General features: G+C 61.3%; 23 protein-coding genes. 13 read left to right on the forward strand and 10 right to left on the reverse strand.

Features of this window, described 5'->3' with window-relative positions:
* Nucleotide 1: 1 nt before the first annotated feature.
* From FKG95_RS04075 to FKG95_RS04085, 3 genes are all read right to left on the reverse strand, one after another.
* Nucleotides 2-580 (reverse strand): ATP-dependent zinc protease family protein, encoded by a 579-nt coding sequence (locus FKG95_RS04075; RefSeq protein WP_142895003.1) that lies wholly within the window; start codon nt 578-580, stop codon nt 2-4.
* Nucleotides 577-864, reverse strand: coding sequence for a hypothetical protein (locus FKG95_RS04080; protein WP_218940056.1), 288 nt, complete (start codon nt 862-864; stop codon nt 577-579). The genes FKG95_RS04075 and FKG95_RS04080 overlap by 4 nt, the downstream gene beginning before the upstream one ends.
* 193 nt (nt 865-1057) lie before the next feature.
* Nucleotides 1058-1696 carry a hypothetical protein gene (locus tag FKG95_RS04085; RefSeq protein ID WP_142895004.1) on the reverse strand — a complete coding sequence of 213 codons (639 nt, stop codon included), beginning with the start codon at nt 1694-1696 and terminating at the stop codon, nt 1058-1060.
* A 243-nt stretch (nt 1697-1939) separates the two neighbouring features.
* On the opposite strand from FKG95_RS04085, the gene FKG95_RS04090 reads away from it, so the two are divergent.
* The gene (locus FKG95_RS04090) at nt 1940-2587 is read left to right on the forward strand and encodes a glutathione S-transferase family protein (protein WP_142895005.1); all 648 of its coding nucleotides are present in this window, start codon (nt 1940-1942) and stop codon (nt 2585-2587) included.
* 42 nt (nt 2588-2629) lie between these two features.
* On the opposite strand, the gene FKG95_RS04095 is transcribed toward FKG95_RS04090, so the two are convergent.
* Nucleotides 2630-5017, reverse strand: a complete 2388-nt coding sequence (locus FKG95_RS04095) for a PAS domain S-box protein (RefSeq protein WP_179953916.1) — start codon at nt 5015-5017, stop codon at nt 2630-2632.
* Nucleotides 5018-5397: 380 nt separating this feature from the next.
* Here FKG95_RS04095 and FKG95_RS04100 point away from each other — a divergent pair, with 380 nt between their 5' ends.
* Genes FKG95_RS04100 through FKG95_RS04110 form a run of 3 tightly spaced genes read left to right on the forward strand, consistent with a single transcriptional unit; the run spans nt 5398 to nt 11094 of the window.
* Nucleotides 5398-6246 (forward strand): ImuA family protein, encoded by an 849-nt coding sequence (locus tag FKG95_RS04100; protein ID WP_142895007.1) that lies wholly within the window; start codon nt 5398-5400, stop codon nt 6244-6246.
* Entirely contained in the window at nt 6200-7774 is a 1575-nt protein-coding gene (locus FKG95_RS04105; protein WP_179953917.1) for a Y-family DNA polymerase, read from the forward strand. Before FKG95_RS04100 ends, FKG95_RS04105 begins: the two co-directional genes overlap by 47 nt.
* A gap of 14 nt (nt 7775-7788) precedes the next feature.
* A complete protein-coding gene (locus FKG95_RS04110; protein WP_142895009.1) occupies nt 7789-11094 on the forward strand; it encodes an error-prone DNA polymerase in 3306 nt (1101 codons plus the stop codon).
* Nucleotides 11095-11242: 148 nt separating this feature from the next.
* Here FKG95_RS04110 and FKG95_RS04115 read toward each other — a convergent pair whose 3' ends face one another.
* Together FKG95_RS04115 and FKG95_RS04120 are read right to left on the reverse strand one after the other, a co-directional pair.
* On the reverse strand, nt 11243-12505 hold the full coding sequence (locus FKG95_RS04115) for an ankyrin repeat domain-containing protein (protein ID WP_142895010.1): 1263 nt from the start codon (nt 12503-12505) through the stop codon (nt 11243-11245).
* Between the two features lie 221 nt (nt 12506-12726).
* Entirely contained in the window at nt 12727-13497 is a 771-nt protein-coding gene (locus FKG95_RS04120) for a MipA/OmpV family protein (RefSeq protein ID WP_179953918.1), read from the reverse strand.
* Nucleotides 13498-13638: 141 nt separating this feature from the next.
* Between FKG95_RS04120 and FKG95_RS04125 the strand changes: the two genes are divergently transcribed.
* Both FKG95_RS04125 and FKG95_RS04130 read left to right on the forward strand, forming a co-directional pair.
* Nucleotides 13639-14301 carry a response regulator transcription factor gene (locus tag FKG95_RS04125; protein WP_142895012.1) on the forward strand — a complete coding sequence of 221 codons (663 nt, stop codon included), beginning with the start codon at nt 13639-13641 and terminating at the stop codon, nt 14299-14301.
* The gene (locus FKG95_RS04130; protein WP_142895013.1) at nt 14302-15753 is read left to right on the forward strand and encodes a sensor histidine kinase; all 1452 of its coding nucleotides are present in this window, start codon (nt 14302-14304) and stop codon (nt 15751-15753) included.
* Here the strand turns inward: FKG95_RS04130 and FKG95_RS04135 are convergent.
* A complete protein-coding gene (locus FKG95_RS04135) occupies nt 15731-16963 on the reverse strand; it encodes a fumarylacetoacetate hydrolase family protein (RefSeq protein ID WP_142895014.1) in 1233 nt (410 codons plus the stop codon). The two genes, FKG95_RS04130 and FKG95_RS04135, sit on opposite strands and share 23 nt — an antisense overlap.
* A gap of 84 nt (nt 16964-17047) precedes the next feature.
* The gene (locus FKG95_RS04140; RefSeq protein ID WP_142895015.1) at nt 17048-17953 is read right to left on the reverse strand and encodes a LysR family transcriptional regulator; all 906 of its coding nucleotides are present in this window, start codon (nt 17951-17953) and stop codon (nt 17048-17050) included.
* A 104-nt stretch (nt 17954-18057) separates the two neighbouring features.
* On the opposite strand from FKG95_RS04140, the gene FKG95_RS04145 reads away from it, so the two are divergent.
* A complete protein-coding gene (locus FKG95_RS04145) occupies nt 18058-18246 on the forward strand; it encodes a hypothetical protein (protein ID WP_142895016.1) in 189 nt (62 codons plus the stop codon).
* A gap of 32 nt (nt 18247-18278) precedes the next feature.
* Here FKG95_RS04145 and FKG95_RS04150 read toward each other — a convergent pair whose 3' ends face one another.
* On the reverse strand, nt 18279-21173 hold the full coding sequence (locus tag FKG95_RS04150) for a PAS-domain containing protein (protein ID WP_179953919.1): 2895 nt from the start codon (nt 21171-21173) through the stop codon (nt 18279-18281).
* Nucleotides 21174-21471: 298 nt separating this feature from the next.
* Here FKG95_RS04150 and FKG95_RS04155 point away from each other — a divergent pair, with 298 nt between their 5' ends.
* The 6 genes from FKG95_RS04155 (at nt 21472) to FKG95_RS04180 (ending at nt 26056) form a co-directional block, all read left to right on the forward strand.
* A complete protein-coding gene (locus FKG95_RS04155) occupies nt 21472-22230 on the forward strand; it encodes a glucose 1-dehydrogenase (RefSeq protein ID WP_142895018.1) in 759 nt (252 codons plus the stop codon).
* 26 nt (nt 22231-22256) lie between these two features.
* Nucleotides 22257-23315: a phosphotransferase family protein gene (locus FKG95_RS04160; RefSeq protein WP_142895019.1), complete on the forward strand. Its 1059-nt coding sequence runs from the start codon at nt 22257-22259 to the stop codon at nt 23313-23315.
* Between the two features lie 272 nt (nt 23316-23587).
* Complete coding sequence (locus FKG95_RS04165) at nt 23588-23944, forward strand: Lin0512 family protein (RefSeq protein WP_142895020.1); 357 nt, start codon at nt 23588-23590, stop codon at nt 23942-23944.
* Nucleotides 23941-24312, forward strand: a complete 372-nt coding sequence (locus FKG95_RS04170) for a Lin0512 family protein (protein WP_179953920.1) — start codon at nt 23941-23943, stop codon at nt 24310-24312. Before FKG95_RS04165 ends, FKG95_RS04170 begins: the two co-directional genes overlap by 4 nt.
* A gap of 4 nt (nt 24313-24316) precedes the next feature.
* Nucleotides 24317-25309, forward strand: coding sequence for an aldo/keto reductase (locus FKG95_RS04175; RefSeq protein WP_142895021.1), 993 nt, complete (start codon nt 24317-24319; stop codon nt 25307-25309).
* 150 nt (nt 25310-25459) lie between these two features.
* Nucleotides 25460-26056 (forward strand): DUF899 family protein, encoded by a 597-nt coding sequence (locus FKG95_RS04180; protein ID WP_142895022.1) that lies wholly within the window; start codon nt 25460-25462, stop codon nt 26054-26056.
* Here the strand turns inward: FKG95_RS04180 and FKG95_RS04185 are convergent.
* Nucleotides 26053-26919, reverse strand: coding sequence for a hypothetical protein (locus tag FKG95_RS04185; RefSeq protein WP_179953921.1), 867 nt, complete (start codon nt 26917-26919; stop codon nt 26053-26055). The two genes, FKG95_RS04180 and FKG95_RS04185, sit on opposite strands and share 4 nt — an antisense overlap.
* Nucleotides 26920-26927: the final 8 nt, after the last annotated feature.

Here is a 26927-nt window from a genome sequence, read left to right on the forward strand (position 1 = left end):
TTTAGCTCCCTGTCTGGAGGTGGTTTGCGCGAGACGTCTTGCGCGGTCGCGGCCGTTTGATTGCGGTGTCTGCTTTCTTGTCGGATTGATCGGGCTTGTCGGATTGATCGGGGGAGGCCCCGCCGGGCGGGCCCACCAGGAATGACTTTCCTGGATCGACCAGCAGCTTTCTTCTGCGCACGGCGGTTCGGCCCAGAATCAGGTCGAATTCCATTTTTTCCCGATCCGCAAGCGACACTTCCATATGCCAATGACGTTTCCCGAACACCAGAAGGGTCTCGATCACATAGCGGTCTTCGGGAACGCCGCTGGTGTTCTTGATTTGCCGCTCATCCACCAGACGGGCGCTGCAGCGCTCGGATCTGGGCTTGCCGGGCTGCGGAACGTGAAACTCGATCCAATGCATGCCGTCTTTCTCGAAGACGCGGAGATCAACTGCGTGCAAGGCGGATGTCCGAGCACCGGTATCGATCTTGGCCCGCAAGGCGGAGATTCCAAGCTCGGGCAGGCCCACCATCTCGCGCCAGCCGATGATCTGTCTTTCACGGGGTTTGGGTTTCTGGCGCTGCAGGTTTTTCATGGCAGGACATCTTCGTTCGCACGGCGGTAGTTCACAAAGCTATTGGCCCCCATCACCACAAAGAAACTCTCCATGTCGATGAGAACATAGCCGCGCTCGAACATCTCACGGGTCAATGTGCGAATGTCGTCTTCGTAAAGGCGGCGCCGGCCGGCGAGTTGGCGGACCAGCTTCGTGGGGATGCGGTATCTGCCCTTGGCCTTGCCGCCAAAGGACTCGCTGTAAAGCATAGCGAGCCTGTCAGCGGTGTCGGCGAACGGCGTCCGGGTCGGAGTCATTCTCATTGGACCTGTTTTGTCAAAACACTCTGTTCCGCAGGGTTGCCTCATTTCCGACCAAGAGATCCGGGGGAGGACACTTCTTGCGAAACAGCCTAAGCGGAATCGGTATGATTGGATACACTGTTATTAAAAATTTACCTATAGCAAAATTTTTTTTGCCTATTCAAATTTTTAATAGTGTTCTGAGGTTCCGGTATTAACCGAACAGGTTTGCTTCTTCGCATTCTTCCAGCTTGACGTCCGAGGCGGCTGCAATGGTCTTGAGTGTCGTTGTGAAGCCATCAATAGCCTGCGGATTCCGGGCATAAACCCCGGCCACGCAGCCGTCCACGCCGGGTAAAACGCAAGCGGCGGCGCCGTGCGACCAAAGTGTCTCCAAGGGTGCCAGCTTTTGTGTACCGATCGATGCCAGCAACTGCGCCCGCTCCGGCTCGAAGGAGATGGCGGGTGGGATCAGCAGAGCAATCTGCCCGCGTTGGCTCCAGCAAAAGCCCATCGCGTCGAACAGCCTTTCGGCTCTTGCCGCATCGCCGCTGCGAAGAAGCCAGGCATCTTGGGGCCGCCCGGTGAGGCGCCGCCAGATATTCTCTGGCCACGCCCGAAGACCGGGCGTGAGACGGCGGCTTTCGACGCCGGAAAGCTCCTCTCCGCCAAGCCAGGCGACGTCATGGCCGGAAGTCATGCTCCGGCAAAGCAGGTTTTGAACCGTTCCGGGCACCGCTTCATCTTCGCATCCGGGAATTTCGGGCCATGCGATCAACAGGCGCGGGCCGTCGATGGGCAGCTCCCACTGCTTTTCAGCGAAGTCCCTGCAGATGGAAAGACGGGTTGTCATCACGATATCCGGAAGAACAGGCGTTTGGGCGAGGCTTCGCATTGACCCTGACGCGTTGCTGCCTTGAATGCTATCCCAGTCTGTATCAGTCGTGCGGAGGGTCCGATTGGTTCATTGGGACGAGAATTAAAAATGCGGCCTCTCTCCGAAAAAGCTTTGCATCCGGCGCGAAGGTGGATTTCCCTGTTCCCGAGTCCTCAGCCTCCGATTCTTCGGCCGGAAATCAGAACGGAAACGACAGCAATGCTTCAGCTTTACTACTATCCCGGAAACGCAAGCATCACACCCCACATGCTGCTCGAGGAGCTTGGCGTTTCCTACGAGCTCAAATTCGTCGACCGGACCAAGAAGGAGCATAAGACGCCGGAATATCTGGCACTGCACCCCTCCGGCCTGATTCCCGTTCTGATCGATGGCGAGGGGGCGGACCGCCTGGTCCTGCATGAGACGGTCGCGGTCTGCCTGCATATTCTGGACCGCAATCCTGATTCAGAATGGACGCCGGCCCTGGGTTCACCTGAGCGCGCGCAGCTTTATAAATGGCTGTGCTACATGACCAATACGATCCAGTCGACCTATCTGATGTATTTTTACAGCCACCGTTACACCACTGACCAGGCCGGCAAGGATGCAGTGGCCGCGGCGGCGGAAGCGCGCCTGAACGGCAGCTTCGATATTCTGGAGGCGGCGTTGGAAGGTAAGCCCTATCTGCTGGGCGAGCAGATCAGCGTCTGCGATCTTTATCTGCTGATGCTGTCGCGTTGGGGCCGCGGGATGACACGTCCGCCGCGCAGCCTGACCAATACCGGCGCGCTCATTGAGCGGCTTCTGGAGCGTCCTGCGGTGAAGCGGACGATCGAACAGGAGGGTGTTGCGCCGCCTTTCGCCTGATCGTGCCGTCTTTTCGGGGTTTTCAGGGATGCAATCTGCCGGTCAGGCGGAATTGGCCTGCGACGTATCTTCCCGGAGCGATTTGCGCTGAACGATGCGGTTGCCGGGGAAGTGCAAGGTGACCTCGGTGCCTTTTTCCGGCTCGCTCTCGATCTTCAGGCGTCCGCCGTGCAGCTCGATCAGGGAGCGGGAGAGGGGCAGCCCCAATCCGGTGCCGTCGTATTTCCGGCTGAGCGAGCTTTCGACCTGACCGAAGGGCGTCAGGGCTTTGGTGATATTCTCGGCGGTCATGCCGATTCCCGTGTCGGCAATGATGATCCTGTAGGCATCTTTCTCCGGCTCGTTCTTCAGTGTCACGGTGATCCGGCCGCCGGCAGGGGTGAACTTCAAGGCGTTGGAGAGAATGTTCAGGAGGATCTGACGCAACATGCGCTCGTCGGTCATCAGGTAGGGAAGATCTGCGTCCGCTTCGATTCGGAAGGAAACTTCGTTGGCATGGGTCATGGCCTTCACGATATTGAGGCAACTTGACAGGACGTCGGCGACATCGGTTGGCGCGTCGATCAGTTCCAGGCGTCCGGCTTCGACTTTCGAGAGATCCAGGATGTTGTTGATGATGCCCAGCAGGTGAGTCGCGCTGGTCCGGATGTCCCGCGCGTAATCGCCGTAGCGCGAATCGCCCATTTCGCCGAACATCTGATTTTCCAGGATCTCCGCGAAACCGATGACCGCGTTCAGGGGCGTGCGCAGTTCGTGGCTCATGTTTGCCAGGAACTCGGATTTTGCCCGGTTCGCCGATTCCGCTTCTTCCTTGGCCAGTTGCAGATCTTCTTCCGCCTGTTTGCGCTCGGTCACGTCGATGCCGATGGCAACGCAATAGGCGACCTTGCCGGACTCGTCTCGCAGGGCCGTATTGGACCACTCGATCAGGCGTTGGCCGCCCTTCCGGCAGGTCCAGTAGTTGAGGTGGGTGTTCGGGTAGACCCCCATGCGCAGGCTGCTGAGCATGTTCTTGAGGCTGTCGTGGTCCTGATCGGGAATGACGAAGTCGTAGACCGGCCGGCCAATGACTTCCGACAGGCTGTAACCCGACAGGCGCTCGCAGGCTTTGTTGAAGCGTACGACCTGCCCGTCCATGTCGATCACGCAGATCAGGGCTTCGGCGGTGTCCAGCATGGCGACGACGAATTCCCGTTCGCGGCGCAGAATTTCGTTGGCCCGCCGGCGCTCGGTGATATCCATGACCGTGCCCTGATACCCGAGCACCTCGCCGTCTTCGTCGCGGATGACATAGGCGTTCTCGCTGACCCAAATGCGCTGCCCGTCGCTCAAACGGTGAACTTCTGAAATGAAGTTATCGATCCGGCCATCCCGGTTGATAAGACGGAAGAATTCCTCTCGGCGGCCCGCATCCACATACCAGGAATTGGATTCGGAGCTGACGGCGGTCAGGAGTTCCGACTCCCTGGTGAAACCGTTCAGCTTGACCATGGCGGGGTTACAGCCGATGCAGGTGCCGTCCGGCAGGCTGCGGTAGATGCCCTCGGTGGCGTTTTCGAAGAGTCCGCTGTAGCTCTCTTCGGCGGCCCAGAGTGCTTCCTGGCGCAGGGTCACCAGCCGCAGCAGATAGGCCAGGCCGATCGAAAGCAGCAGGCCCAGCACCAGGACGATTTTATCTGCGTTCATCGACTGGGCCGCGATTGAGTCCGGGCCGGGCGTCAGGGACAGGTCCCAGGTCCGGTTGAGCAGTTTGACACTGTGCGTGGTGGTGAAGGCGTCGTCCCCGGAAGCCGTTCCGCGGCTGTAGAGGGCGTGCTCGCCGTCCCGGATCGTGATCCGGTAATCGCTTCTCGCGACCTGGGCGAGCGCTTCCGTCATCAGGGATTCGACCCGGAAAACGCCGTTCAGATACCCCTCCAGCCGGCCGTCTCGAATCAGCGGATAGAAGGTTGTGAAGCCTTTGCCGCCTTGAAGCAGCATGACCGGCCGTGTTGCCATATCCCGGTTGCTCCTCAGGGTCCGTTCCATCAATTCCCCGGCGATGGGGTGTTCGGCCAGGTTGGCGCCCAAGGCGGGTCCGTTCCCTGCGACAGGGGCGACCCATTGAATGACCCCTTCCGGGTTGACCCAATTGATGGCCTGAAAACCCGAGAACTGAAGTTGAAGTGATTCGACGGTTTCCACGTAAGCATCGTGATTGTTGATCTGGCCCTTCATCCAGAGGTTACGAATGTGCTCGATGATGCTCAGGTGGTTGGCGATGTGGTCCTCAAGCTGTCCGGCAGTCTGCTGCCCGATGAGATTGGCCTCGTTGCGGATCGCGGCCGTCTGGTTATGAGAGAGAAACCAGGAAACGCCCAAAACCGCCGAGGCCAGGCATAAAAAAACAGCCAGCGGGAAATAGCGTGACAGGGTTTTGGGACGGGACATCTTCATCGTTTTACGATTTGTTGCTTTCTCTCTAACCAACTGTTTTGTGGTGTCTTTCCGGCGTTTCTCCGCGTTATCTCCTGTTAAGTGCTTGAGACGGAGCAGGTTGCTACCCTAGGTTATCCTTATTTATAAAAGACAAACTCTTTCCCGATTGATAACGCCGGTGTGATGCGCACAACTTTGTTTCAATTGACATTTGTCCGTCCGTAACCGGGGGCCTGCATTCCGCGCAGCACCCCGGTCCCGAAGACCGGCTTTGAGAGTCTCGTCCCATCCGAAGAGCGGGTTTTCCAATCCAGGGTTTATTGACTCTTTATCTATAGAACAGTTAGAACAAAACAGGAACAAATTGGAGTAACCGGGAGTTTGGCGGCGAAATGTTTCGTTCGAATGCCCCAAAGCGGGAGCCTTCCGGCGCAGCGGCTAAGAAGCTTGCGGCCCTGCGGGAAGAACTCCGCAAGATCGAACGCAGTGGTTGGAGTGAGAAAACCGGCAAGAGCGTCGCGCTTGGGCTTTCGGAGGTGGATCGTCTTTTGTCTGACGAAGCGTCGCCCGGCTTGCGGACGGGGTGCTTGCATGAATTCGCCGGCGAAGGGGCCGAAGCTTTTGCCGCGATTATCTCCGGCCGCCTGAAGGGACCGGTGCTCTGGTGTGCGGATGCTCTGGCGGGCAGCGAACTCTATCCGCCGGGCCTTTCGGCTTTTGGGTTGGATTACCGGCGTTTGATCGTCGCGCGTTGCCGCAAGCCGCGGGAAATTCTGGCAGCCATGGAAGACGGTTTGCGCTGCCGGGCCCTGGGCGCCGTGGTCGGGGAGCTGTCTGCCGGGGTTGATCTGACGGCCAGCCGCCGGCTTCAACTGGCGGCGGAGAAAAGCGGCGTGACCGGTTTTCTCGTGCAATCGGCCTGGCGGGATCAGGTTTCGAAAGCTCCGCCGGCCGGAAGACGGAAAATCGCCGGGGCCGGGCGTTCCGGCCGGGAGGTGCAGGCAAAAGCGCCCAGCGCGGCCTTCTCCCGCTGGTCGGTCGATGCCGCCAGAAACAGCGATAATGCCGCGGGCACGATGGCCTGGCGGCTTTCATTGCGCCGTTGCCGGAATGGCGGTAGCGGCGCCTGGACGGTGAAGTGGGATGCAAAGGCGTATCGTTTCTCTTTGGTTGCCGAGGCTGCCGACGGACAGGTTGATCCGCCGTCAGAGCAATCCTCAGGGCAACGCCTGGTGGGATAAGGCGCTGGCGGTGACGGCCGAGACCGGCAACCGGGTCGTCATTTCGGCCGTGACGCGGGCCGCGGAGCTGGCCGGGATCGCGCCCGGGATGGCGCTGGCCGATGCCCGGGCGGTGCTGCCGGATCTTTTCACGCTGCCAGCCGACGAGCGGGCCGACGCCGCCATGATGGAGCGCCTGGCCCGCTGGTGCGGAGCCTACACACCCTGGGTGTCCCTGGATGGCCCGGATGGTCTTTGGCTGGATGTGACCGGCTGCGCCCATCTGCGCGGCGGAGAAGAGGCTTTGCTGAATGACCTTCTGGAGCGGCTGAGCGGTTATGGTTTTAGCGTCCGCGGGGCTCTGGCCGACACGCCCGGCGGCGCCTGGGCCTTTGCCCGCTGCGGGGAAGACCGGCAGGTGATTCCCTCCGGCGGCACCAGGGCGGCTCTGGCGCCCTTGCCGGTCGCGGCCCTGCGCCTGGAGTCAGAGACCCTGTCGAAATTGTCACGCCTGGGACTTCGGCGGATCGGCGATCTCTATGGCCTGTCGCGGATCTCCCTGGCCAACCGTTTCCGGCTGGATGTGGTGCGCCGCCTGGACCAGGCCCTGGGCAGCGCGGCGGAGCCTATCACCCCGCGCGCCCATGAACGGCCCTACCGGGTACGCATGGCTTTTCCCGAACCGCTGGTACAGGCCGATGACATTGCCGAGGCGCTTAAACGCCTCCTGCAAAAGCTCTGTGCCCGGCTGCGGCAGGCGCAATACGGCTGCCGCCGTCTGGAGTTTCAGTGCCACCGGGTGGATGGCGACACCCAGCGCCTGGAGATCGGGACGGCCCGGCCCCTGCGCGACCCCAAGCAGCTGGCGCGGCTTTTCGCCGAACATCTGAGTCAACTGGATGCGGCTTTCGGTTTCGAGGCTCTGGTCCTTTCGGCCAGCGGCGTGGAACCTCTGGGGGCGCTCCAGGAAGCGATCCCCGTCGGAACGCCGGAGGGAGATGCCTCCGGTGGGGCCGCCGGCGAAAACGGCACGGCGCCTCTGATCGACCTCCTGGGCAACCGTCTGGGGTTCGAACGGATCCAAAGGCTGCAGCCGGTGGCCAGCTATCTGCCCGAACGTGCCTACCGCTCGGTCTCCGCGGCACAAAGCGATGCCCTGTCAGATATCACGTCAGATGCGACGTCAGATGCCGATGCCGCTATTGCACCTCACGGCGCGGGGGCACCCTGGCCGGCCCGACTCCTGCGCCCGGCCCGTCTTCTAAAGATGCCGGAAGCGGTCGAAACCCTGTCCCTCCTGCCGCCGGGCGAGCCGGGAACCCCGCCGGCGCTTTTCGTCTGGCGGCGGGTGCGTCACAAGGTCCGGGCGGCGGAAGGACCGGAGCGTTTGTCCCCGGAGTGGTGGCGGAGGGATCCCGCCTGGTCGAAAGGCGCGCGCGACTATTGGCGGGTCGAGGACGAGGCCGGGCGGCGCTTCTGGCTTTACCGCGAGGGACCGCTGCGCAGCGGTGTACCCGTAACCTGGTTCCTGCACGGACTCTTCGCATGAAGAGGGAAGACACCATGGAAAATTCACCCGGCTACGCCGAACTGGATGTGATGTCCAACTTCACTTTTCTGCAGGGCGCGTCTCATCCCGATGAGTTCGTGCTGCAGGCGGCGGCGCTGGGTTTGAAGGCGGTGGGCATCGCCGACGTCAACAGCCTGGCCGGGGTGGTGCGGGCGCATCTTGCAGCCAGGGAAACGGATATGAGGCTGGTGGTCGGCGCCCGCCTGCGCTTTGAGGATGGAGAGGATCTGCTGGCCTTTCCCATGGACCGGACCGCCTATGGCCGGCTCTGCCGCCTGCTGACCCTGGGCCGCCGCCGGGCCGAGAAGGGCGCGTGCCTGCTCTACCGCGAAGACCTCAGGGACTGGCACGAGGGCATGCTCTTCGTCGCCATTCCACCCGAGGAACTGGAAGCCGAGGCCCATGAAAGCAACGAGGTCTTTCCGCGCTACCGGGAGGAATTGCAAAGCTGGGGCGCGCTGCTGTCCGGACGGCTTTATCTGGCCGCGCGCTACCGTTACCGGGGCGACGATACCCGCTGGCTGTGCCGTCTCTCCGATCTGGCGCGGAGCCTGGAGATCCCGTTGCTGGCCAGCAACGGCGTCATGATGCACAGCCCGTCGCGCCGGGCGCTGGCGGATGTGCTGAGCTGCGTGCGGGAAAAATGCACCATCGACACGGCGGGCTACAGAGTGCTCGACAATGCCGAACGCCATTTGAAGTCGGCGGAAGAAATGGCGCGCCTGTTCCGGGACCATCCCGAGGCTTTGACGCGCAGCCTGGAGATCGTCGAACGCTGTTCCTTCAGCCTTGACGAACTGCGCTACGACTATCCGGACGAAACCACCCGCGAAGGCCGCAGTCCGCAGGAGGAACTGGTGCACCTGACCTGGAAGGGCGCCCGCCGGCGCTATCCGGGCCGGATTCCGGAACGGGTCAAAAAACAGGTTCAGCATGAACTGGATCTGATCGGCCAGCTTTCCTATGCACCCTACTTCCTGACCGTGCATGACCTGGTTGAGTTCGCCAGGTCCGTCGGCATCCTCTGTCAGGGGCGCGGTTCGGCGGCCAATTCGGCGGTCTGCTATTGCCTGGGGGTGACGGCGGTCGATCCGGACCGCACGGATCTGCTGTTCGAACGCTTTATCAGCAGTGAGCGGAACGAGCCGCCGGATATCGACGTGGATTTCGAGCACGAGCGCCGCGAAGAGGTCATCCAGTACATCTACGAAAAATACGGCCGCGCCCACGCGGGCATGACGGCGACCGTGATCCATTACCGCACCCGGGGGGCAATCCGCGACGTGGGCAAGGCCATGGGCCTCAGCGCGGATACCATCGCGGCGCTGGCCACCCAGGCCTCCGGCTGGTCCCGCGACGGGTTGAGCGACGAGCGGGTGCGCGAGATCGGCCTGAAGCCCGAGGAGGATCGCCTGCGTCTGGCGCTGGACCTGGCGGCGGAGATCACCGGCTTTCCCCGGCACCTTTCACAGCATGTCGGCGGCTTCGTTATGACCCGGGGGCGGCTGGACGAACTGGTGCCGGTCGAGAATGCGGCCATGGAGGACCGCACGGTGATCCAGTGGGACAAGGACGACCTGGATGCGCTTGGGATTCTGAAGGTCGATGTGCTGTCCCTGGGAATGCTGACCTGCCTGCGCAAGGGCTTCGATCTGATCCGCCGGGATTACGGTGCCAGCTTCGACCTCAGCTCCGTGCCGGGCCGGGACAGCGGCGTCTACGACATGCTCTGCCGGGCCGATGCCATCGGGGTGTTTCAGGTCGAGAGCCGGGCGCAGATGAACTTTCTGCCGCGTATGAAGCCGCGCAATTTTTACGATCTGGTGATCGAGATCGCCATCGTCCGGCCCGGCCCGATCCAGGGCGACATGGTGCATCCTTATCTGCGGCGGCGCAACGGCGAGGAGGAGGTGCATTACCCTTCCAAGGAGCTGGAGCGGGTTCTGAAAAAGACGCTCGGCGTGCCGCTGTTCCAGGAGCAGGCCATGTCCATCGCCATGGTGGCGGCGGGCTTCACCGCGAGTGAGGCCGACAAGCTGCGCCGGGCCATGGCGACCTTCCGCAACAGCGGGACCATTCATACTTTCCGGCAAAAGATGATCGACGGCATGGTCCGGCGCGGCTATGAGCAGGACTTTGCCGAACGCTGTTTCCGGCAGATCGAGGGTTTCGGCGAATACGGCTTTCCTGAAAGCCATGCGGCGAGCTTTGCCCTCCTGGCTTATGTCTCCGCCTGGATGAAGTACCGCTACCCGGCGGCCTTCGCCTGCGCTTTGTTGAACAGCCAGCCCATGGGCTTCTACGCCCCGGCGCAGATCATCCGCGATGCCCGCGAACACGGGGTCGAGGTGCGCCCGGCGGACGTCAACCATTCGGACTGGGATTCGACCCTGGAGACCGGCGGCACCACCGATAGTGCGGGGCTGAGCATGGCGCTGCGGATCGGCCTGCGGCAGATCAAGGGCTTGAACCAGGAAGACGGCGACTGGCTGGTAGCGGCGCGGGGCAACGGCTATGCCGACCCCCTGGCCATCTGGCGCCGCGCCGGATTAACGCCGCGCGCGCTCGATGTCTTGGCCCGCGCCGATGCCTTCTCCTCCATGGCTCTGGACCGGCGGCAGGCGCTCTGGCAGATCAAGGGATTGGGCGAGGCACCGCTGCCGCTCTTCGCCGCCGCTGGCGAGGAAGATCGGGGGTCTGAACCCGCCGCCGTCCTGCCGCCCCAGACTCTGGGAGAGGAGGTGGTCGAGGATTACGCCTCCCTGCGGCTGTCTCTCAAGGCGCACCCTCTGGCTTTGCTGCGGGCCCAGCATCCCGAGTTTCCCGGCATCACGCCTTCCGGCCGCCTAATGGAAATCCCGGTGGACGCGCGCATCACGGTCTGCGGCCTGGTCCTGGTGCGCCAGCGCCCGGGCAGTGCTTCGGGCGTGATCTTCATCACCCTGGAAGACGAGACCGGGGTCTGCAACGTGGTGGTCTGGCCGAAAAGCTTCGAGCGCTTCCGGCGCGCCATCGTCACGGCCCGGCTGATGCGCATCACCGGACGGATCCAGCGCGAGGGAATCGTGATCCACCTGGTGGCCGACCGCATCGAAGATCTCTCGCCCTTACTTGACCAGTTGGGCGACGGTACCAGCTTCCAGCCGGAACTCTCCCCCGCCGACGAGTTCAAGAACCCTGTGCTGCCGCGCCTCAATCCTAAGGGAGGGCCGCGCGGGGCAAAAACCAAGCCCGTGCCCCGGCCACGCCACCCGCGGGATCAGGCCAAGGTCCTCTTCCCGTCGCGGGACTTTCACTGATCGGCGGTCTTGAGGAGTTTATAGCGAATTGCGTTTTTCTTGAATCATAGCACTTCAAAATTTGCGTTCAAGATCAGCAATTTGCTGATAGAGAGGCAGCGAATTTTATGTCTGTTTAAACGCAAATTGCTTTAATTGTCAAAGCATCTCAAGGTTCCTCGTTCAGCGGCACATCGTCGCTCGGACCGCTGGCGTCGCTTCCCATGCGCAGGCGATGTCCGTCCGGATCCTCGACATTCATTTCGCGCACGCCCCAGGGAAAATTGGTCGGGGCCTGGCGGATGATCGCGCCCTTTTGCTTGTAGTCCTCATAGAGCCTGTCGACGTCCTGGACGAAGACCGAGAGCCACATGCCTGCCGCGCCCTGAGCATCCTGACAAAGAAAGATCCGCACCTGATCGCGATAGACGCAGGCGAAGGTCGCGGGCGCACCCCAGTCCCATTCCTTCTGGAAACCCAGTGTCTCCACATAGTAGGTGATGGAGGCGGGCACGTTTTTGACATTGAAAATCGGCACCGCTGATTCGAAGCGGTTAGTGCTGTGCTCCTGAGGATCGGCGCCGGCGGCAATCAGATCCGCCACGATGCGCTTATCCGTTTTGGCGGAGGCGCAGTTGAGTGGCGTGTAACCCCGGCTGTCTTTGGCGATCGGGTCGGCCCCCAACTCCAGCAGAAGCGCGACCATCTCCGGCCGGTTCTTGAAGACGGCAAAGTGCAGCGGTGTGCGGTGGTGCTCGAAGCGGCTCATCTGCCGGGAGACCAGCGACGGATCATCCCTGACAAAATCCCGGACCAGGTCGCCGCGGTCGAGCGCGATGGCCGCAAAAATCGTCGCCCTGATCCCCTGCGCCATGAGAAATTCCGCCACCTCGCGCCGCAGGTGCTGGAAATTTGTCGCCCAGCCGATGACGCCCATTTCGTGCTCATCGTCTTCGCCCCTGACCTTCGCCCCGGCTTTAACGAGGCGCTTGACGATGTCGAGGTGGCCGCCCTGCGCGGCCCAGTAGAGCGCGGAGGCCCGGTCGGAGCGATCGCGCAGATTCACGTCGAAGCCGAGCTGCAGCAGGACCTCGACACAGGCGAGATGCCCGTGCTCGGCGGCCAGGTGCAGCAGCGGTTTCTGCCATTGGCCGCCGATGATGCCGATCTTGGCCGGGTGCTCGCGGAGCAGCCGCATCAGTTCCGGGGCGTTCCCCTTCAAGGTGGCGGTAATGATCTGTCCGTCCAGGCTCAGGCCGTCGACATGTGCCTTGAGCGCACGCCAGCTCGCAAAGCCGTAGAGCCTGGCGGTCTCTAGTTGGGCGTGATGCAGCCTGAGCGCGGGGTCGTCTCTCTGGAGCTCATTCAGCCGCTGCTTGGCGGTCTTTTTCAGCCAGCCGATATCGGGACGGGGTGGGAGGGCTTTGGTCATGGAACACCTTCTCTCTCAGCGCCCGGCGTCCGCAGCTCACGGGCAGAAAGAAGATGTGGAACACATCATGATAAGAGGCGGGTTCAACCCTTTACGCGGACCGTCGGCCACCTGTCCGGCCAGGGCAACATAATGAATCCCGGATCGCCGAAGTCAAGAACAAGATGGGTTTGCATAGTGCCTCATCTTGTTCTCGCGCGGCAGCCTAGACCCACCAAGAGTCACCAACGGTAGATCAGACCGACGAGGCCCTGAAACTGGTTGGCGCTTCCTTCGTCGTCCACCAGGGGGCTGTCGGCGGCATCGCCGAGCAGGCGGGCATATTCGCCGGAAACCAGGACCGAGACATGTTCGGTGAAGGCATAGCTGAAGCTTGCGTTGAGGCCGACATCCTTGATGCCGCTCTCCGCGTCGAAGGGGCTGTAGTTGTTGCGTGACGATGCGGCCTGGGTGGGCGATATGCCAAAGGTGTTGTCCATGTACTCTTCATCCGCCCAGGTGACTGTCGGGCCGATGGCGAAGCGTCCGCGATTTTCAAACAGCATCTTGGAATACTCGGCACCCAGCGTGGCCGTCGTGCCGTCGCGGTCACCGGTCAGGTCGTGTGCAAGCTCAGCCGAGAATTCGACCGGCCCCCATTCGTAGGCGATGTTGCCGACGGCGACGGCCCCGACATCCAGATCGCCCAGGCCATCCAGTGCGTCGCTGTCGTCCTGATCCCGGCCGCCTTCATAGCGCACGCCGAGGCTCGTGGAAAAATCATCGCGCCAGCTCTTCTGCAGATAGAGGCCCGGGCCGCCACCTCTGGTGGTTGCAACAACCGTATCTTTCCAGGACAGATGGAAATAGGGCACGGCGCCCGGCTCGTATTCGTCGGACCCTTCGTACTCGGGTGAGACTGTTGCGCCCGCACCAAGCTCGAATTCCCAAACATCTTTATTTTCAGGCGATTTAACTTCTTCAGCAGTTCCCTCACTAGAGATGAGCGTCATGCATGCCGTGAGCAATGCAGCGGACACAGCTCGGTCCAAGTATATAACTCTCATAGTTGTAAAACTCTATATTTCCAATGTTGATGGGAGCAGGTTAACCGCGTAACATGAAGTGAACCTGAAACCCGCCAAGGGCTCCAAATGCGCATTCTGATTTATGAAGACGACCCCGCCATCGGTGACGCCCTGACGCGCCGCCTCCAGCAAGGGGGGTACACGGTCGATTGGGTGGAAGAGGGCGTCGCGCTGCGCTCGGCGGCCGAGTACGATGACTTTACGGTCATCATCCTCGATCTTGGTCTTCCCGGTGAGGATGGCCTGACGATTCTCAGGGGGCTGCGGGCCATGGGGGCCAACACACCTGTTCTGATTCTGACGGCGCGTGATTCCATCGAGGACCGGGTGAAGGGGCTGGACGCCTCCGCGGATGACTACCTGGTCAAGCCCTTCGTGATGGACGAATTGCTGGCGCGGGTTAGAGCATTGGCGCGCCGCAAGGCGGCCAAGGCGCAGGACATTGTCCGCTGTGGTGACATCGAGATCGAACCTGCCGGTCTGATTGTCCGGAAAAACGGCAAGGTCATCGAGTTTGCGCCCAAGCTCTTCAATCTGCTCCTGACCCTGGTGGTCAACAGTGGGCGGGTGCTGACCCGCAGCGAGCTGGACGAAAAGCTATACGGCTGGAGCGGCGAAGCCGAGAGCAACACGCTGGAGGTTTATGTTTCACAGCTGCGGCGAAAACTGGGGGCCGACCTCATCAAGACGGTGCGCGGGGTCGGTTACATCATTCCGAGAGAAGACTAGATGCCGGAACAAGAAAAGATGCCGGAAGAAGAAAAGATGCTAGAGGCGAGCTCCCGGAAAACAGTCTCGATCCGCGACATACTTTACCGCCGCCTGAACATCTACCTGGCCGCAGGTTGGGTGATCGCAACACTTTTGACCGGTCTGGCCGGGACACAGTATTTTAACGAGGGGTTGCGTGGCCGGGTGATCCACCTCGTGAACATAATTATGGCTTTCGAAACCGCCCGGGAACAGGATGCCGGGTCTGTGGGAAGAATCGATAATTTTCTGTCGGACCAAATGGATGACATCGGGGTCAACGACTATTTCATCGTCGTCATCCTCGACAACGCCGTGCGCTATTCCACAATCGATCTGCCGAGCGAGCAGCTTCTTGCGCTTCCGCTGCATGGCGAGATGTCCTACCCCTCATCTTTCCTCGGATATGAGTGGTCGGTTCCCTTTATCGACTGGCGGCTTTACGGTGTTGAAGATCCCGATCAGAGAGTCAGAGTCATTGTCGGTTTGTGGAAAGGGGAGGTCTTTTTCGGCATTCTGACGATCACGCTTTTTGTCTTCGCGGTCGGGTTGATTGTCGGTGCGGTCAGTCTGTTGCTTGCACGCAGGGTAGTGGCACAGGTTGTGCACCCCTTGGAAGATTCCGCCACAGCGGTCCTGCAGCGCAAAGAGAACGAAATGACGCCGATCCGCCTGAACACGCGCCTGCGCGAACTCACCCAGATCGAGGATGCGCTCAACGATCTCATCGCCCGGCTGGACGCGACCGTCCGGCGGGAACGGCACTTCATTGCCAACGCCGCCCATGAGCTCCGCACGCCGCTGGCGGCCGTTCGTGCGCAGGCCGAAGCTGTCGACCGGCAGGCCGTTACGCCGCAAATCCGTGGTCAGATCGACGGCATGCTCGACGCGACGGACCGTGCGTCACGCCTCATTGCACAGCTTCTGCAACTGGCCCGCTCAGAGGCTGTGGCTTCCGATGCATCCGACGCGGAGCCCATCGACCTGGTGGCGATTGCGCGTGACCTCATCGCCCAATTCACCCCGGAGATTTTGGAGAGCCGCGGCGATATCGAACTGTTTGCCCCGGATGCGGTGACACTGCCGGGCAATCGGGAACTCGTTTACGCGCTTTTGCGAAATCTGCTGGAAAATGCGGTGAAGTATGCGGGCACACCAAAACATATAGTCGTCACGGTTGCCGGCGGGCAAAACCCCGACCCATCGATTTGCATCGAGGACAATGGCCCCGGGATGAGCGAAGCCAACTTTCAGAAGGCATTCGCGAAGTTCGAACGGCTGGGGCGAAAGTCCGGTGACGGCGCCGGGCTCGGGCTCTCTATCGTTCATGACATTGCCAAACGTCAAAAGCTCAGACTGATGCGGGACCAAAGCCCTCAGTTGGGCGGCCTCAAGGTCACCGTTTCCTTCACTCGGTCACCGTCAGCTTAATCTCACCCAGGTAGCTCGCCTGCATCACGACGGCATCACCGGGCTGAAGATACTTTCCTTCGTCGCGGGCCTCTTCGATAAACCGCTCGATGACGTAGTCGAGCGGATTACCGCCGAGAAATCCAAAGGTGAAAAGCCATCTGACGCCGTTCCAGAAGATAAAACTGCGCGTGGGTCGACGGAAAACGACACCCTCCGGCGTCCCGGTCAGGACCACCTGTCCCGCGCGGATCCTGCCTTCTTCGATCAATCGAATGCGTTCTCCCCCGCGTGTCCAGCGCAGCTCCCCACCCTGTTTCAGGGACCCCAGAACGATCTCGTCCAGCTTCATGATCATATCCGCTCCGCTGGCTTCCTGACGGATCTCACCGTTCACGCTCAAGGTCATGCGGATGCCGCTCAGGAACTGCTCCCAGTCGTCCGGAACCACGGTAAAGGGGCCGACCGGAAAGCGGTCATTGCCGCTCTTCGCATCGGTGAAGCCCCGCCCCGAAGCCACATCGTCCGTATCGATCTCGCGCATGAGGGTTGCCCGGTCGGTGTAGTCGCCGCAGAGAAAGACACCCACCACCGCCGCGCTGAAATCCTGTGGAGAGGCGATGTCCCGGTCAAAACGCGCGCAGAGCTCTATTTCATAGTCCAGTAACCCGCCAGGGCGAGCCTCGACTTTCGTGACCTGTGGCGTGGGGTCTGAAAACTTGGGAAAAAGAAAGACCTCATCGACGCCCACCTCTTCACCATGTGCCGAATAGTTGGTTCCCGCCGCCACATGCGCGGAGCCGATGGCGGGTGAAATCACGAAGTCCTCGCGCGCGTAGCGTTCCAGCAGAGCGCTGCTCAGGGCCAGATCCTGTCGGATACGTGCCGGTCCCAGGGATGCAACCATCGTCAGCGGATCGTCCGGATTGCTGCCATAAAGTTTGGAGAGGTTCAGCCCCAGAACGCCATTTTTGGCATCGGGCCTGCCGGCACTTTCTGGAACCACGCCGTTCTCCGGAACCGGGGCGTTTTCCAGAACCAGGATCGTTTGAAGACCTGACGGGCTCTCGACCTGCGCCAGCGTCAAGGCCTGATCCAGCGGCGCGATGCTGTCGGCGAGGGCAGGGGAGAGGGCAGGGGAGAGGGCAGGGGAGAGGGCGGCGGCATCCAGCAGTCCTGAAGAGAGGGCCATCACCGCGAGACCCGGAAATTTGGGGGTTAGACCATGCATAGCTTCGCTCCTTGAAGTTTTGCGAAACCTATGCGGCCAATCTGAAGCCAGGCTGAACCGTGATGTCTGCGATCGAAACTGTCGTCAGTTTTTCGCGACCATGGAGGCCCGGACGATCTGAATAAAGGACTTCACCGCTTCGGAGGCCTCCGTCTTGCGGCAGGCGAGCATAATGGGGGCCAGCAGCGGCGGGTCGCACTTCACCGGGCGGTAAGCAATACCGTCCGTATGAGACGCGCAGAGTGATCCTGGAACAAAGCTGATGCCCAGTCCCGCCGCCACCAGGTTGAGCGTCGAGCCGACACGCGGCGCTTCCTGGACGATTTGCGGCGTGAAGCCGGCACCGGCGCAAGCGGTGATAATCCGGTCGTACAATCCGGGACCCGAGGACCGGCGGTAGAGGACCAGCGGCTGATCCGACAGCGCGTGAAGCTCCACCGGCTTCGCGGTCTTCTTTGCGAGAGGGTGATCCATCGGCACGGCCAGGTACATGGGTTCTTCGAGCATCTGCAGAATTTGCACCCCCTCCACATGCGATGTACTTGTGCGCACGAAGGCGGCGTCGAGTTTGTTGCGGGCAATGCTGTCGATCAGCTTGGTCGAACCGTCTTCCTCCAGCGACAAAGCCACGTCCGGGAAAGCCGCCCGAAAGGCACGGATGGCGCTTTTGGTGGCCGCATGGAAGATGACCGAGCTGGTAAAACCGATAACGATGTTGCCCTGTTCCCCGCGCGCCACCTGCCTGGTTTTCGCGATGGCGGCATCCAGATCCGCGAGCAACTCCGAGACATCTGCATGAAAGGAGGCGCCGGCATCGGTCAGTTCCACCCCTCTGGGGCGCCGATGGAACAGCTTTACGCCCAGCTCCGTCTCCAAGGCTTTGATCTGAAGACTGAGGGGCGGTTGCTGGATCGACAGCCGTTCCGCCGCCCGGGTGATATGCCCTTCCTCGGCAACGGCTTTGAAATATCTGAGATGGCGCAGTTCCATGGCATATGTTTTTCGTATGGAGATTGACTGATCCATACAATAGTTGATGGGTTCGCCAAACGCTAGACTGCGGCACTTCTTAGACTGCACGAAAGGAAGAGGGCATGGCCGCAACCGTCGACGACCGGGTCACCTCGGCCAGAACCGCATTACTGGACGCCAAAGCCACATTGACTCGCGAGATCAGGAATTATCCAACCCCGATCTCTGATTGCGATTCAGAGTTCAAACACCTCTTGGCACGACGAATCCAGATTACGGCTGCCCTCAAAGCGCTTGAACTGGAGGCGTAGGGCAGAGCCGTTTTGGCCAGTGCGTTCTGAAGCTACTCCGGCGCGGTATTGCCCCAGATGGCCAGCTTTTCGTGCAGCGACTTCGGGTCGATCGGTTTTGCCATGTAGTCGTTCATGCCCGCATCGAGGCAGAGTTTCTGATCGGCGGCCAGAGCATTGGCCGTCATGGCAATGATCGTGGTCTTGCCCTTTTCATCAGGCAGCTTGCGGATTTCCTGCGTGGCCTCCAGGCCATCCATCTCCGGCATCTGCATATCCATCAGGACAATGTCGTAGTCCTGGCCGCGGACGGCCTCGACACCCTCGCGCCCGTTCTCGGCGAGATCGACTTCGTGGCCGGCTTTGCGCAGCAGCGTCATGGCGAGCAGCTGGTTGACCTTGTTGTCCTCGACCACCAGCAAACGCAGTGTGCGGTTCTGATCCGCTTTCTCAGGTGAATTGCGATCTTCAGAGGTCAATTTCCGGGCACCTTTTTCACCGACTATCTGCGTCACCAGAGAACGACGCAATGCGTCGTAGTGTAGCGGTTTATAAAGGGTGTCGTCGACTCTGTCCTGGGTTGAGGCCAGGACCTTGCCCAGCGAGGCTTTAGGCAGAACCAGCAGCATCTTGATCCCGCGGGCGTTCGGGCAGGCTTCGATTTTTTCGCTCAGCCTTTCCACACTCTCATCGCGCGGCAAGGCGCCGATCAGCACGAGCCAATAGGCATCATCCTGAGAGGAGGCCCTCAGGGCGTCGAGCGCGCTTTCGCTGTCGTGCCTGACGTCGACCGAAAGGCCGAAGGTCTCGAGTTGTTTGCGGAAATTCTTGCTGCTGAACGCGCTCTGTTCGACCACCAGAACCCGCTGTCCGGTGAGGGCCTTGAGGTGGCCGTGCAGGGTTTCTTCTGTCCCCACGTCCCTTGCCTTGCAGGGCGGGGACCCGGCCGCCGCCAGTGCAAAGGGAAAGGTGACCGTAAAGGTGCTGCCCTGACCTTCGACGCTTTGAAGCTCAATATCGCCACCCATCAGTGTGGTGATTTCTTTACAAATCGCCAGACCCAGGCCGGTGCCGCCGTAGCGCCGGGTCGTCGAAGCATCGGCCTGCGTGAAGCGGTCAAAGAGCTTTTCATGAATTTCCGGGGGAATGCCGATCCCCGAATCCTCGACGGAAAACACCAGTTGGACAGTCGCTTGGTTTCCTTCCGCCTTCGTGGCATCTGCGTGAGCGACGCCTAAGGTGACTCCGCCCTCTTCGGTAAACTTAAGCGCGTTGCTGAGAAGATTGAGCAAAACCTGCCGCAGGCGTCCCGCATCGCCCCGCAGCTTCCTTGGAACATCCGCCGTGATCCAGGCCGCCAGATCGATGCGCCCGGGATCCGCCCGGGCATGCATCAAATCGACGACGTTCTCGATCAGGCTGTGGAGATCGAAGTCGACGGTCTCGATCTCCAGCATCCCGGCCTCGATCTTCGAGAAATCGAGAATGTCGTTCACGATTTCCAGCAAGGCATCTCCCGACTTGCGGATCGTCTCGGCATAGAGCCGCTGACTATCGCTCAACGCTGTATCCAGCAAAAGGCCGGCCATGCCCAGAACGCCGTTCATAGGGGTCCTGATCTCATGACTCATGGTGGCCAGGAATTCCGACTTCGCCCGGTTTGCGGCTTCCGCCTGGTCGCGGGCTTCGGCCAGGTCTTGCGCCAGGTTTGCAAGCTCAATCGCCTGCAGCTCCAGCTGTTTCTGCGTTTCCTTCTGGCTTTCGATCAATTCGCGCTGCCGCAGATCCTTTTGCCGCAGCTCGCGTTCCTGTTCGCGCAGGGTGGTGATGTCGGTCCCGATACTGACGATCCCGCCGTCCGAGGTGCGGACTTCGGTGATCAGGAATGCACGGCCGTCGGTCAGGCTGAGTTCCATGCTGCCGTTGGCATCACGGTGTACCTGAAGACGCTGCTGCACCCAGGCCTCGCGGTCCAGGTTATCCGGAATGACGAACCGCGCGTCGACATTCGATCGCACGACCGTCTCGAACGCGACGCCGGGCCGCAACACCTCATCGGCCCGGTCAATAATTTCCAGGTATTTTTTATTGCAGAGCACCAGGCGGTCGTCGGCGTCCCAGAGCACAAAGACTTCCAGCATGCTCTCGATGGCGTCGAGCAGCCGCTGCTCGGCCCGTTTCAACTTGGTGATATCGCTTCGGATACCGACCCGGCCGCCTTCGAGCGTCGCCCGTTCGTCGGTTTTTATCCAGCGTCCGTCCGAGAGTTTTTGCTCGACCGCTCCGCGCATCGAGTGATGAAACTCCATGCGTTCGGCGATCCAGAGTTCGCAGGCCAGTTTATCGCTCGGGTCAACCGCGTATTCACCACGCTCGACACCGTAGCGGACAATGTCCTCGAACTTTTCGCCGGTTTTCATGACGGCCGCCGATTTCGGATACATCTGACGATAGGTCTCGTTGCAGACCAGCAGGCGGTCATCCCGGTCGTAGAGCACGAAGCCCTCCGTCATGGCCTGGATGGCCTCGCTCAGGAGTGCTTCCGTCCGCCTGGACTTCTGGGCTTCGGCTTCCGACGCACTATGGTCCCACCCTACGCCACGATAACCCTGAAAGCTGCCGTCTGCCGCGTAAAGGGCTTGAGCCGACTCGCAGAGGTGACGCGTTTCGCCGCTCGGCGCGTGGTAAGTGAAGCGGGATGTGCGATAGGATTCTTGCCTGGCGAGCAGTCGAAAGTGTTCGGCGTGGCTTTCGCTGATTTCGATCCCGCGGCTCTCGAGCAGCGCTTCAACTGTCTTGCCCGCTGCCTCTCCGGCAGGAACCTCGAACAACCGCTGCCAGCCCTCCGAGACAAAGGTCAGCTTGAGATCGCCATCGCAAGCCCATACCCAGTCGGAGATGGCGCTGGCAAAGTCTAAAATACCTTCTGCGGAGTCACTGCGCGTCAAAAGTGTCCCGTTCCATCGTGCTGGTCTCAAGGTTCCGGCGGCGGTCCGGCGCAGGGCGCCACACATCCGAGTTTATTCTATTCGTAATATAATTCGATGTTTAGCACGATTTTCAATACATCGCCTGCGGCACATCTCGTGGTTTTTGCCATGAATTTCCGGGCCTATATTTGCGTCGCGGTGGTAAAGGAGTCCTAAATAACGCCATGTTCCAACTGCAATACTCCATAGAGGTTGTGCGCAGAACACCGGATTGTAAAAATAGTAGTGGTTCATCCTAATGAAGACAGGGACCGCTATGGGACGGCTTGAGGGAAAAGTGGCGTTGGTTACGGGCGCGGCATCGGGTTTGGGTGCCGCTGCCGCGGCCATGCTCGTGGAGGAAGGGGCCCGGGTTGTGGCCGGCGATCTGGAGCTGGAGAAGATGCAGACCGCCTTCGAGGCCCAAAGTGACCGGGTTCTGCCGCTGCGCCTGGACGTCACCTCCGAGAGCGACTGGGAGGCGGCCGTCGGTCGGGCGCTTCAGGAGTTCGAACGGCTGGACATTCTGGTGAACTCTGCCGGCATCCTCTTGCTGCAGGATATCGAATCCACCAGCCTGACTGACTGGCGGCGCGTGCATGCGGTCAATCTCGACGGCTGTTTTCTCGGCTGCAAGACGGCCATCGGCGCTATGAAACAGACCGGCGGCGGCTCGATCATCAATCTCTCGTCGGTTTCGGGGCTTGTCGGCGGACATAATCTCGCCGCCTACAACGCCAGCAAGGGTGGGGTCCGCCTTCTGACCAAATCCGTGGCTCTGCACTGCGCCCGCCATGGCTATGGCATCCGCTGCAATTCCATTCATCCGACCTTCATCGAGACCCCGATGCTCGACGCGCTGCTCGAGCGGGTTGAGGATCCCGATGCGGTCCGCGCCTCGCTTACCCGGCAAATACCGCTTGGCCGGCTGGGGCGCACGGAGGACGTCGGGAAGATGATCGTCTATCTTGCTTCCGACGAATCGGCGTTCGTCACCGGAACCGAGATGGTGATTGACGGCGGCGCGACGGCTTGAAGATTGAGAAGTAACCAGTGACGGCTATGACCGAAAACGATCCAGAACTGCGTGAAACCCGGGCCGACGAGCGGCTGGACCTCACGCGCCTCGAGCCCTATTTGCGCAGCCATTTGCCCGATGCCGTGGGCGGGATCTCCGTGCTGCAGTTCGGCGGCGGTCACGCGAACCTGACCTACATGATCACGATCGGTGCCCGCGAGTGGGTTCTGCGCCGTCCGCCGCTCGGACCGGTCGCCCCCGGCGCGCACGATATGAAGCGCGAGCACCGGGTTCTCTCGCGTCTCCACGAGGCCTTTCCGCTCGCGCCCCGATCCTATTTGCTGTGTGACGATCCGCGGATTCTCGGTGCCGAATTCCAGATCATGGAGCGGCGCCGCGGCATTGCCATCCGGGAGAAAGTGCCGCCGCAGTACGACGATCTGCCGGAGCTGAGGCAGCGCATCGGCGATATGCTGACCGCTAAGCTGGTGGAGTTCCATCGGGTCGATCCTGCTGCGGTCGGCCTCGATAGCTTGGGCAAACCGGAGGGCTTTCTGCAGCGCCAGTTGGGTGGCTGGGCCAAGCGCTGGCAGGCGGCGAAGGACCGGGACCTTGCGACGGTCGACAGGTTGGTCGCACGCCTGCAGGCGGATCTGCCCGCAAGTCAGGCCGCGTCGCTGGTTCACAACGACTACAAGCTCGACAATATGCTGCTGGACCCTGACGATCCGGCTGTGCCGACGGCCTTGCTCGATTGGGATATGTGCACACGCGGCGACCCCCTGAGCGATCTGGGGTTACTGCTGAACTACTGGGCCGAACCGGGCGATGACCCGGCCTGTCACAGCGTCTCGGCCATGCCGACCTGGACCGGCGGTTTCCCCAGCCGCGAAGATGCCGTCGAGCGGTACGCGCAACTCAGTGGGCTCGACCTTTCGGGTTGGCGCTGGTACCACGCCTTCGGCATTTTCAAGATGGTGGTGGTGATCCAACAGATCTATATCCGCTACCTCCGGGGTCAGACCGCCGACCCGCGTTTTGCCGGTTTCGGCGAAAAGGTGGCGGCCATGTCAGAGCACGGATTGGCGGTTGCGCAACGCTGAATCAAGCGTCTTATCGCTACCCCTTTTTGCCTTCTCCGTGGCCTTCGTGGCGTGAGGGGCAGACAGCACCACGCGATTCCCCTGTCGAGGCCGAGTTGGGCCGCCTCGACCGTGCTCTGTTTGCCCGAGATCCCGGGGAGACGCAGGTCGACCTGCGGGCTTTTGTACGCAGCCTTTTGCGAACCCGGCGGCGGCAGATCCCGCTCTTCGGCTGGCGCGATTGATCCGGCCTGCTATAAAGGGAGCTTGTGCTTCTTTTTCAGGATTCCCCGATGGCATTAAAGAGAATGGCGGTCGAGTTCGGTCTGGGCACGGACCTGCGCGGCGAGGACTATACCAAGGCGGCGGTACGCGCCCTGCGCGATGCGCTCTGGCACAACTCCCTGAACATTGCCGATGCGCTGGGCTTTCCGCGCGAGGCCATGATCGTTGAGGTCATGATCGGTGTCGCGAAACCGGATCAGGTGAACAAGGACGAGGTCGCCGCCGTCCTGCCCTACGGTTCGGCGAGGGTGAAGGTCGAAGAAGGCGGTCTCGATGTCGCCAAGGCCGACGGTTCCGGCCGCACGGTCATGGCCAACGCGGCGGCCATCGTTTACTTCGATATCGCTGAGGGGGCCTCATCATGAGCATGAAACGTCTGATCCTGGAAATGGGCACCGGCAACGACCTTTACGGCGAAGATTACACCAAGGCCGCCGTGCGCGCGGTGCAGGATGCTCTGCATCATTCCTCGCTCACCCTCTTCCGGTCGCTGAAGCTGCAGCACGACGACATGCAGGTGACCGTGAATATCGGCGTGCAGAAGCCCGAGCAGGTCGATGCGGAAGAGATCAAAAAGCAGATCCCCTTCGGCAGGGTGACCGTGCAGGCGGTCAAGGGCGGCCTCAATGTGCCTGATCCGGAGAATGACATCCTCTCCGTGGTCGCCACCGCCGGGATCGAAGCACACATCGATATTCCCGAGGGCAGGTTCAAGCTGGAAAGCGGGGCGTAAGACGATGCAGAAACGCGAACTGGGCCGGGGCGGCCCCATGGTCAGTGCGATCGGTTTGGGCTGCTGGAGCTTCGCCGGGGCCTACGGTGCGACCGACACCGTTGAATCCCACGCGACGCTCGCCAAGGCGCTCGATCTGGGCATCGATTTTCTCGACACCGCGAACGTCTACGGCAACGGCATTTCCGAGCAGGCTATCGGCTCCTTCATCAGGAATCATCCCGGGCGTTTCCGCATTGCCACCAAGGGCGGCATCAAGCGCGACCCGGAAACCAAGGTGCGCAGCTTCGACAATTCGCCCGAACACCTGCGCATGATGCTGGAACGCTCGCTGGGCTACCTCGGTGTGGATTACGTCGATCTTTACTACATCCATCGCCGCGAAGCGGAACGTCCCATTGAGGAGGTCGTGGAAACCCTGGTGAAGTTCAAGGAAGAGGGCAAGATCGGCGGCATCGGCTTTTCCGAAATCTCGCCTTCCTCCCTGCGGCGCGCCCACGCGGTGCATCCGGTGACCGCCGTCCAAAACGAGTATTCCCTCTGGTCGCGCATGCCCGACATGGGTCTGATCCAGGCCTGCAGGGAACTGGGCGTCGCCTTCGTGCCCTTCTCGCCGCTGGGCCGGGGCGTCTTCGCGCAGAAATCACCAGATCCGAAACGTTTTGCAAAAGGCGATTTCCGCGAGCATAACCCGCGCTTCCTGGAGCCGAACTACAGCTACAGCCTGAAGTACATCGAAGAGTTCAAACGCTATGCCGCCGATCGTGGCGTGACCTCCATCGCCCTGGCGCTGGCCTGGACCCTGCACCGGGGCGAGCACCTGATCCCGATCCCCGGCACCCGCTCGCCGGCTCACCTGGAAGACCTGGCCGCGGCGGCCTCAATCGCCTTGAGCGCCGAAGACCTCGCCGAAATCGAACGCATCCTGCCGGTCGGCTTCGCCCACGGCGACCGCTATTCCGATGCGCAGATCGTCGGGGCGGAGCGCTACTGCTGAGCCTTGCCGGCTCGGATCGGTCGAGAAGCAGTGTGACCGGGGGGACAAGCTCTTCTGTAAATTCGTGATCACTGCATAGGTGAATCCGGTCCTTGAGGCTATTGTGGGGCTGCAGTCAATCTGATCCGATCAACAGGGAGGACGTGCGCCATGACGGAAGCCGAAAAGCTCGAATTCGAAATCATGGAGAAGGCGAAGCAACTGGCAGCCTTGCGCCGGGCCGAACCCGACAGTCCGGTCGAGGACTACAGCTTCCGGACGGCGGAGGGTGAGATCGGCCTGTCCGGCCTCTTCGGCGACCGCTCGCGTTTGCTGGTCATTCACAACATGGGGCAGGGCTGCCGCTATTGCACACTCTGGGCCGACGGCATCAATGGCGTCCTGGAGCATCTGGAAGACGCGATGGCGGTCGTACTGGTCTCAAAAGATCCGCCCGAGGTTCAGCGGCGCATGGCGCTGGACCGTGGCTGGCGCTTCCGTTTGGCCTCGCACGGCGGCGGCACTTACATGACCCAGCAATGTGCCATGGGCGATCATCCCAACATGCCCGGCGCCTGCATCTACGAGCGAAAGGATGGCAAGGTCATACGGCGCGGCCGTACGTTCTTCGGTCCCGGCGATCTCTATTCGCCCGTCTGGCATTTTCTCGGGCTGGCGGGGTTGGAGGAAGCGGACTGGACGCCGCAATTTCACTATTGGCGCCGGCCTGAGAGCCTGGACGACGGCGGCGCGAACCTGCTTGATTAAGCGGGTTCGGGGTTGGTTTGCTCCGGCGGCGCCTTTGGGTCCCGTTTTGGCGCCGCGCTTTTTGCCTGCGCGGGTGCGGCCTGCCCAGGTGCGGCCTGCTTAGTTGCGGCCTGCTGGGGTTTGACCTGCTCGGGTGCGGCCTGCCTGGGCGTGGCCCGTTCGTGCCGTGCGCGCTCTCGTGCGGCCTGATCCAGGATCATGATCTTCTGCCAGATCTTGCGGCTGAGATTGGTCGAGAGCGTTTCCAGCTCGGTGACCGTCTCGATCACCACCGCGTCCTGGATGCTCTGGGTATAGAGCGCGGCGATTTTGCCCGAGATGGAAAGCATCTCCGAGCAGTAGTCGAGATAGCGCTGAATCTCGATCCGTCCCATGCTGCGCTTGGGCGAGCTTGCGGTGGGCTCGATGGCGTCGAGCAGAACGCCGGGGTCTTTGGTCAGCTGATGCATGTCGATCACATGGATCATCGAGCGCAGGGAATGCAGCGATGTGAGGGCCTGCTTCCTTTTCCAGCGCGCTTCCAGGTTGACGATGAAGGCGATGCCCAGGGCCATCAGGATCGCGATGTTGGCGGCGGGTTCGATGATCTGCACCAGGGTCGCAACCTCAGGCAGGGGAGAGCTGAAATGCACCTCCTTGAAGACCAGGGCAAAGAGCAGAACGCCGGCGGTGAGGATCCCGATCGTCGTCAGCCGCAGCCGCCAGTTTGGCCGCTCAAGCAGAAGGGCGTCGCCGCGCATCTGGCGGGCGACTTGTGAAAAATCCTTCGCGACCTTGACCAGACCGGCCTCGGGAAAGCGTTCGGCCACCCGCAGTGCCAGGGTGTCGGCCGTCGCGATAATCTTGTCCGCGTCGAGCGTCATTTGCATCG

The sequence above is a fragment of the Denitrobaculum tricleocarpae genome, from assembly GCF_007004665.1.
GTDB lineage: Bacteria > Pseudomonadota > Alphaproteobacteria > Kiloniellales > Kiloniellaceae > Denitrobaculum > Denitrobaculum tricleocarpae.

Coding starts and splice junctions, on each gene's coding strand:
- FKG95_RS04075 (WP_142895003.1), bottom strand. CDS start 580: ATGAAAAACCTGCAGCGCCAGAAACCCAAACCCCGTGAAAGACAGATC.
- FKG95_RS04080 (WP_218940056.1), bottom strand. CDS start 864: ATGAGAATGACTCCGACCCGGACGCCGTTCGCCGACACCGCTGACAGG.
- FKG95_RS04085 (WP_142895004.1), bottom strand. CDS start 1,696: ATGACAACCCGTCTTTCCATCTGCAGGGACTTCGCTGAAAAGCAGTGG.
- FKG95_RS04090 (WP_142895005.1), top strand. CDS start 1,940: ATGCTTCAGCTTTACTACTATCCCGGAAACGCAAGCATCACACCCCAC.
- FKG95_RS04095 (WP_179953916.1), bottom strand. CDS start 5,017: ATGTCCCGTCCCAAAACCCTGTCACGCTATTTCCCGCTGGCTGTTTTT.
- FKG95_RS04100 (WP_142895007.1), top strand. CDS start 5,398: ATGTTTCGTTCGAATGCCCCAAAGCGGGAGCCTTCCGGCGCAGCGGCT.
- FKG95_RS04110 (WP_142895009.1), top strand. CDS start 7,789: ATGGAAAATTCACCCGGCTACGCCGAACTGGATGTGATGTCCAACTTC.
- FKG95_RS04115 (WP_142895010.1), bottom strand. CDS start 12,505: ATGACCAAAGCCCTCCCACCCCGTCCCGATATCGGCTGGCTGAAAAAG.
- FKG95_RS04120 (WP_179953918.1), bottom strand. CDS start 13,497: ATGACGCTCATCTCTAGTGAGGGAACTGCTGAAGAAGTTAAATCGCCT.
- FKG95_RS04125 (WP_142895012.1), top strand. CDS start 13,639: ATGCGCATTCTGATTTATGAAGACGACCCCGCCATCGGTGACGCCCTG.
- FKG95_RS04130 (WP_142895013.1), top strand. CDS start 14,302: ATGCCGGAACAAGAAAAGATGCCGGAAGAAGAAAAGATGCTAGAGGCG.
- FKG95_RS04135 (WP_142895014.1), bottom strand. CDS start 16,963: ATGCATGGTCTAACCCCCAAATTTCCGGGTCTCGCGGTGATGGCCCTC.
- FKG95_RS04140 (WP_142895015.1), bottom strand. CDS start 17,953: ATGGAACTGCGCCATCTCAGATATTTCAAAGCCGTTGCCGAGGAAGGG.
- FKG95_RS04145 (WP_142895016.1), top strand. CDS start 18,058: ATGGCCGCAACCGTCGACGACCGGGTCACCTCGGCCAGAACCGCATTA.
- FKG95_RS04155 (WP_142895018.1), top strand. CDS start 21,472: ATGGGACGGCTTGAGGGAAAAGTGGCGTTGGTTACGGGCGCGGCATCG.
- FKG95_RS04160 (WP_142895019.1), top strand. CDS start 22,257: ATGACCGAAAACGATCCAGAACTGCGTGAAACCCGGGCCGACGAGCGG.
- FKG95_RS04165 (WP_142895020.1), top strand. CDS start 23,588: ATGGCATTAAAGAGAATGGCGGTCGAGTTCGGTCTGGGCACGGACCTG.
- FKG95_RS04170 (WP_179953920.1), top strand. CDS start 23,941: ATGAGCATGAAACGTCTGATCCTGGAAATGGGCACCGGCAACGACCTT.
- FKG95_RS04175 (WP_142895021.1), top strand. CDS start 24,317: ATGCAGAAACGCGAACTGGGCCGGGGCGGCCCCATGGTCAGTGCGATC.
- FKG95_RS04180 (WP_142895022.1), top strand. CDS start 25,460: ATGACGGAAGCCGAAAAGCTCGAATTCGAAATCATGGAGAAGGCGAAG.
- FKG95_RS04185 (WP_179953921.1), bottom strand. CDS start 26,919: ATGACGCTCGACGCGGACAAGATTATCGCGACGGCCGACACCCTGGCA.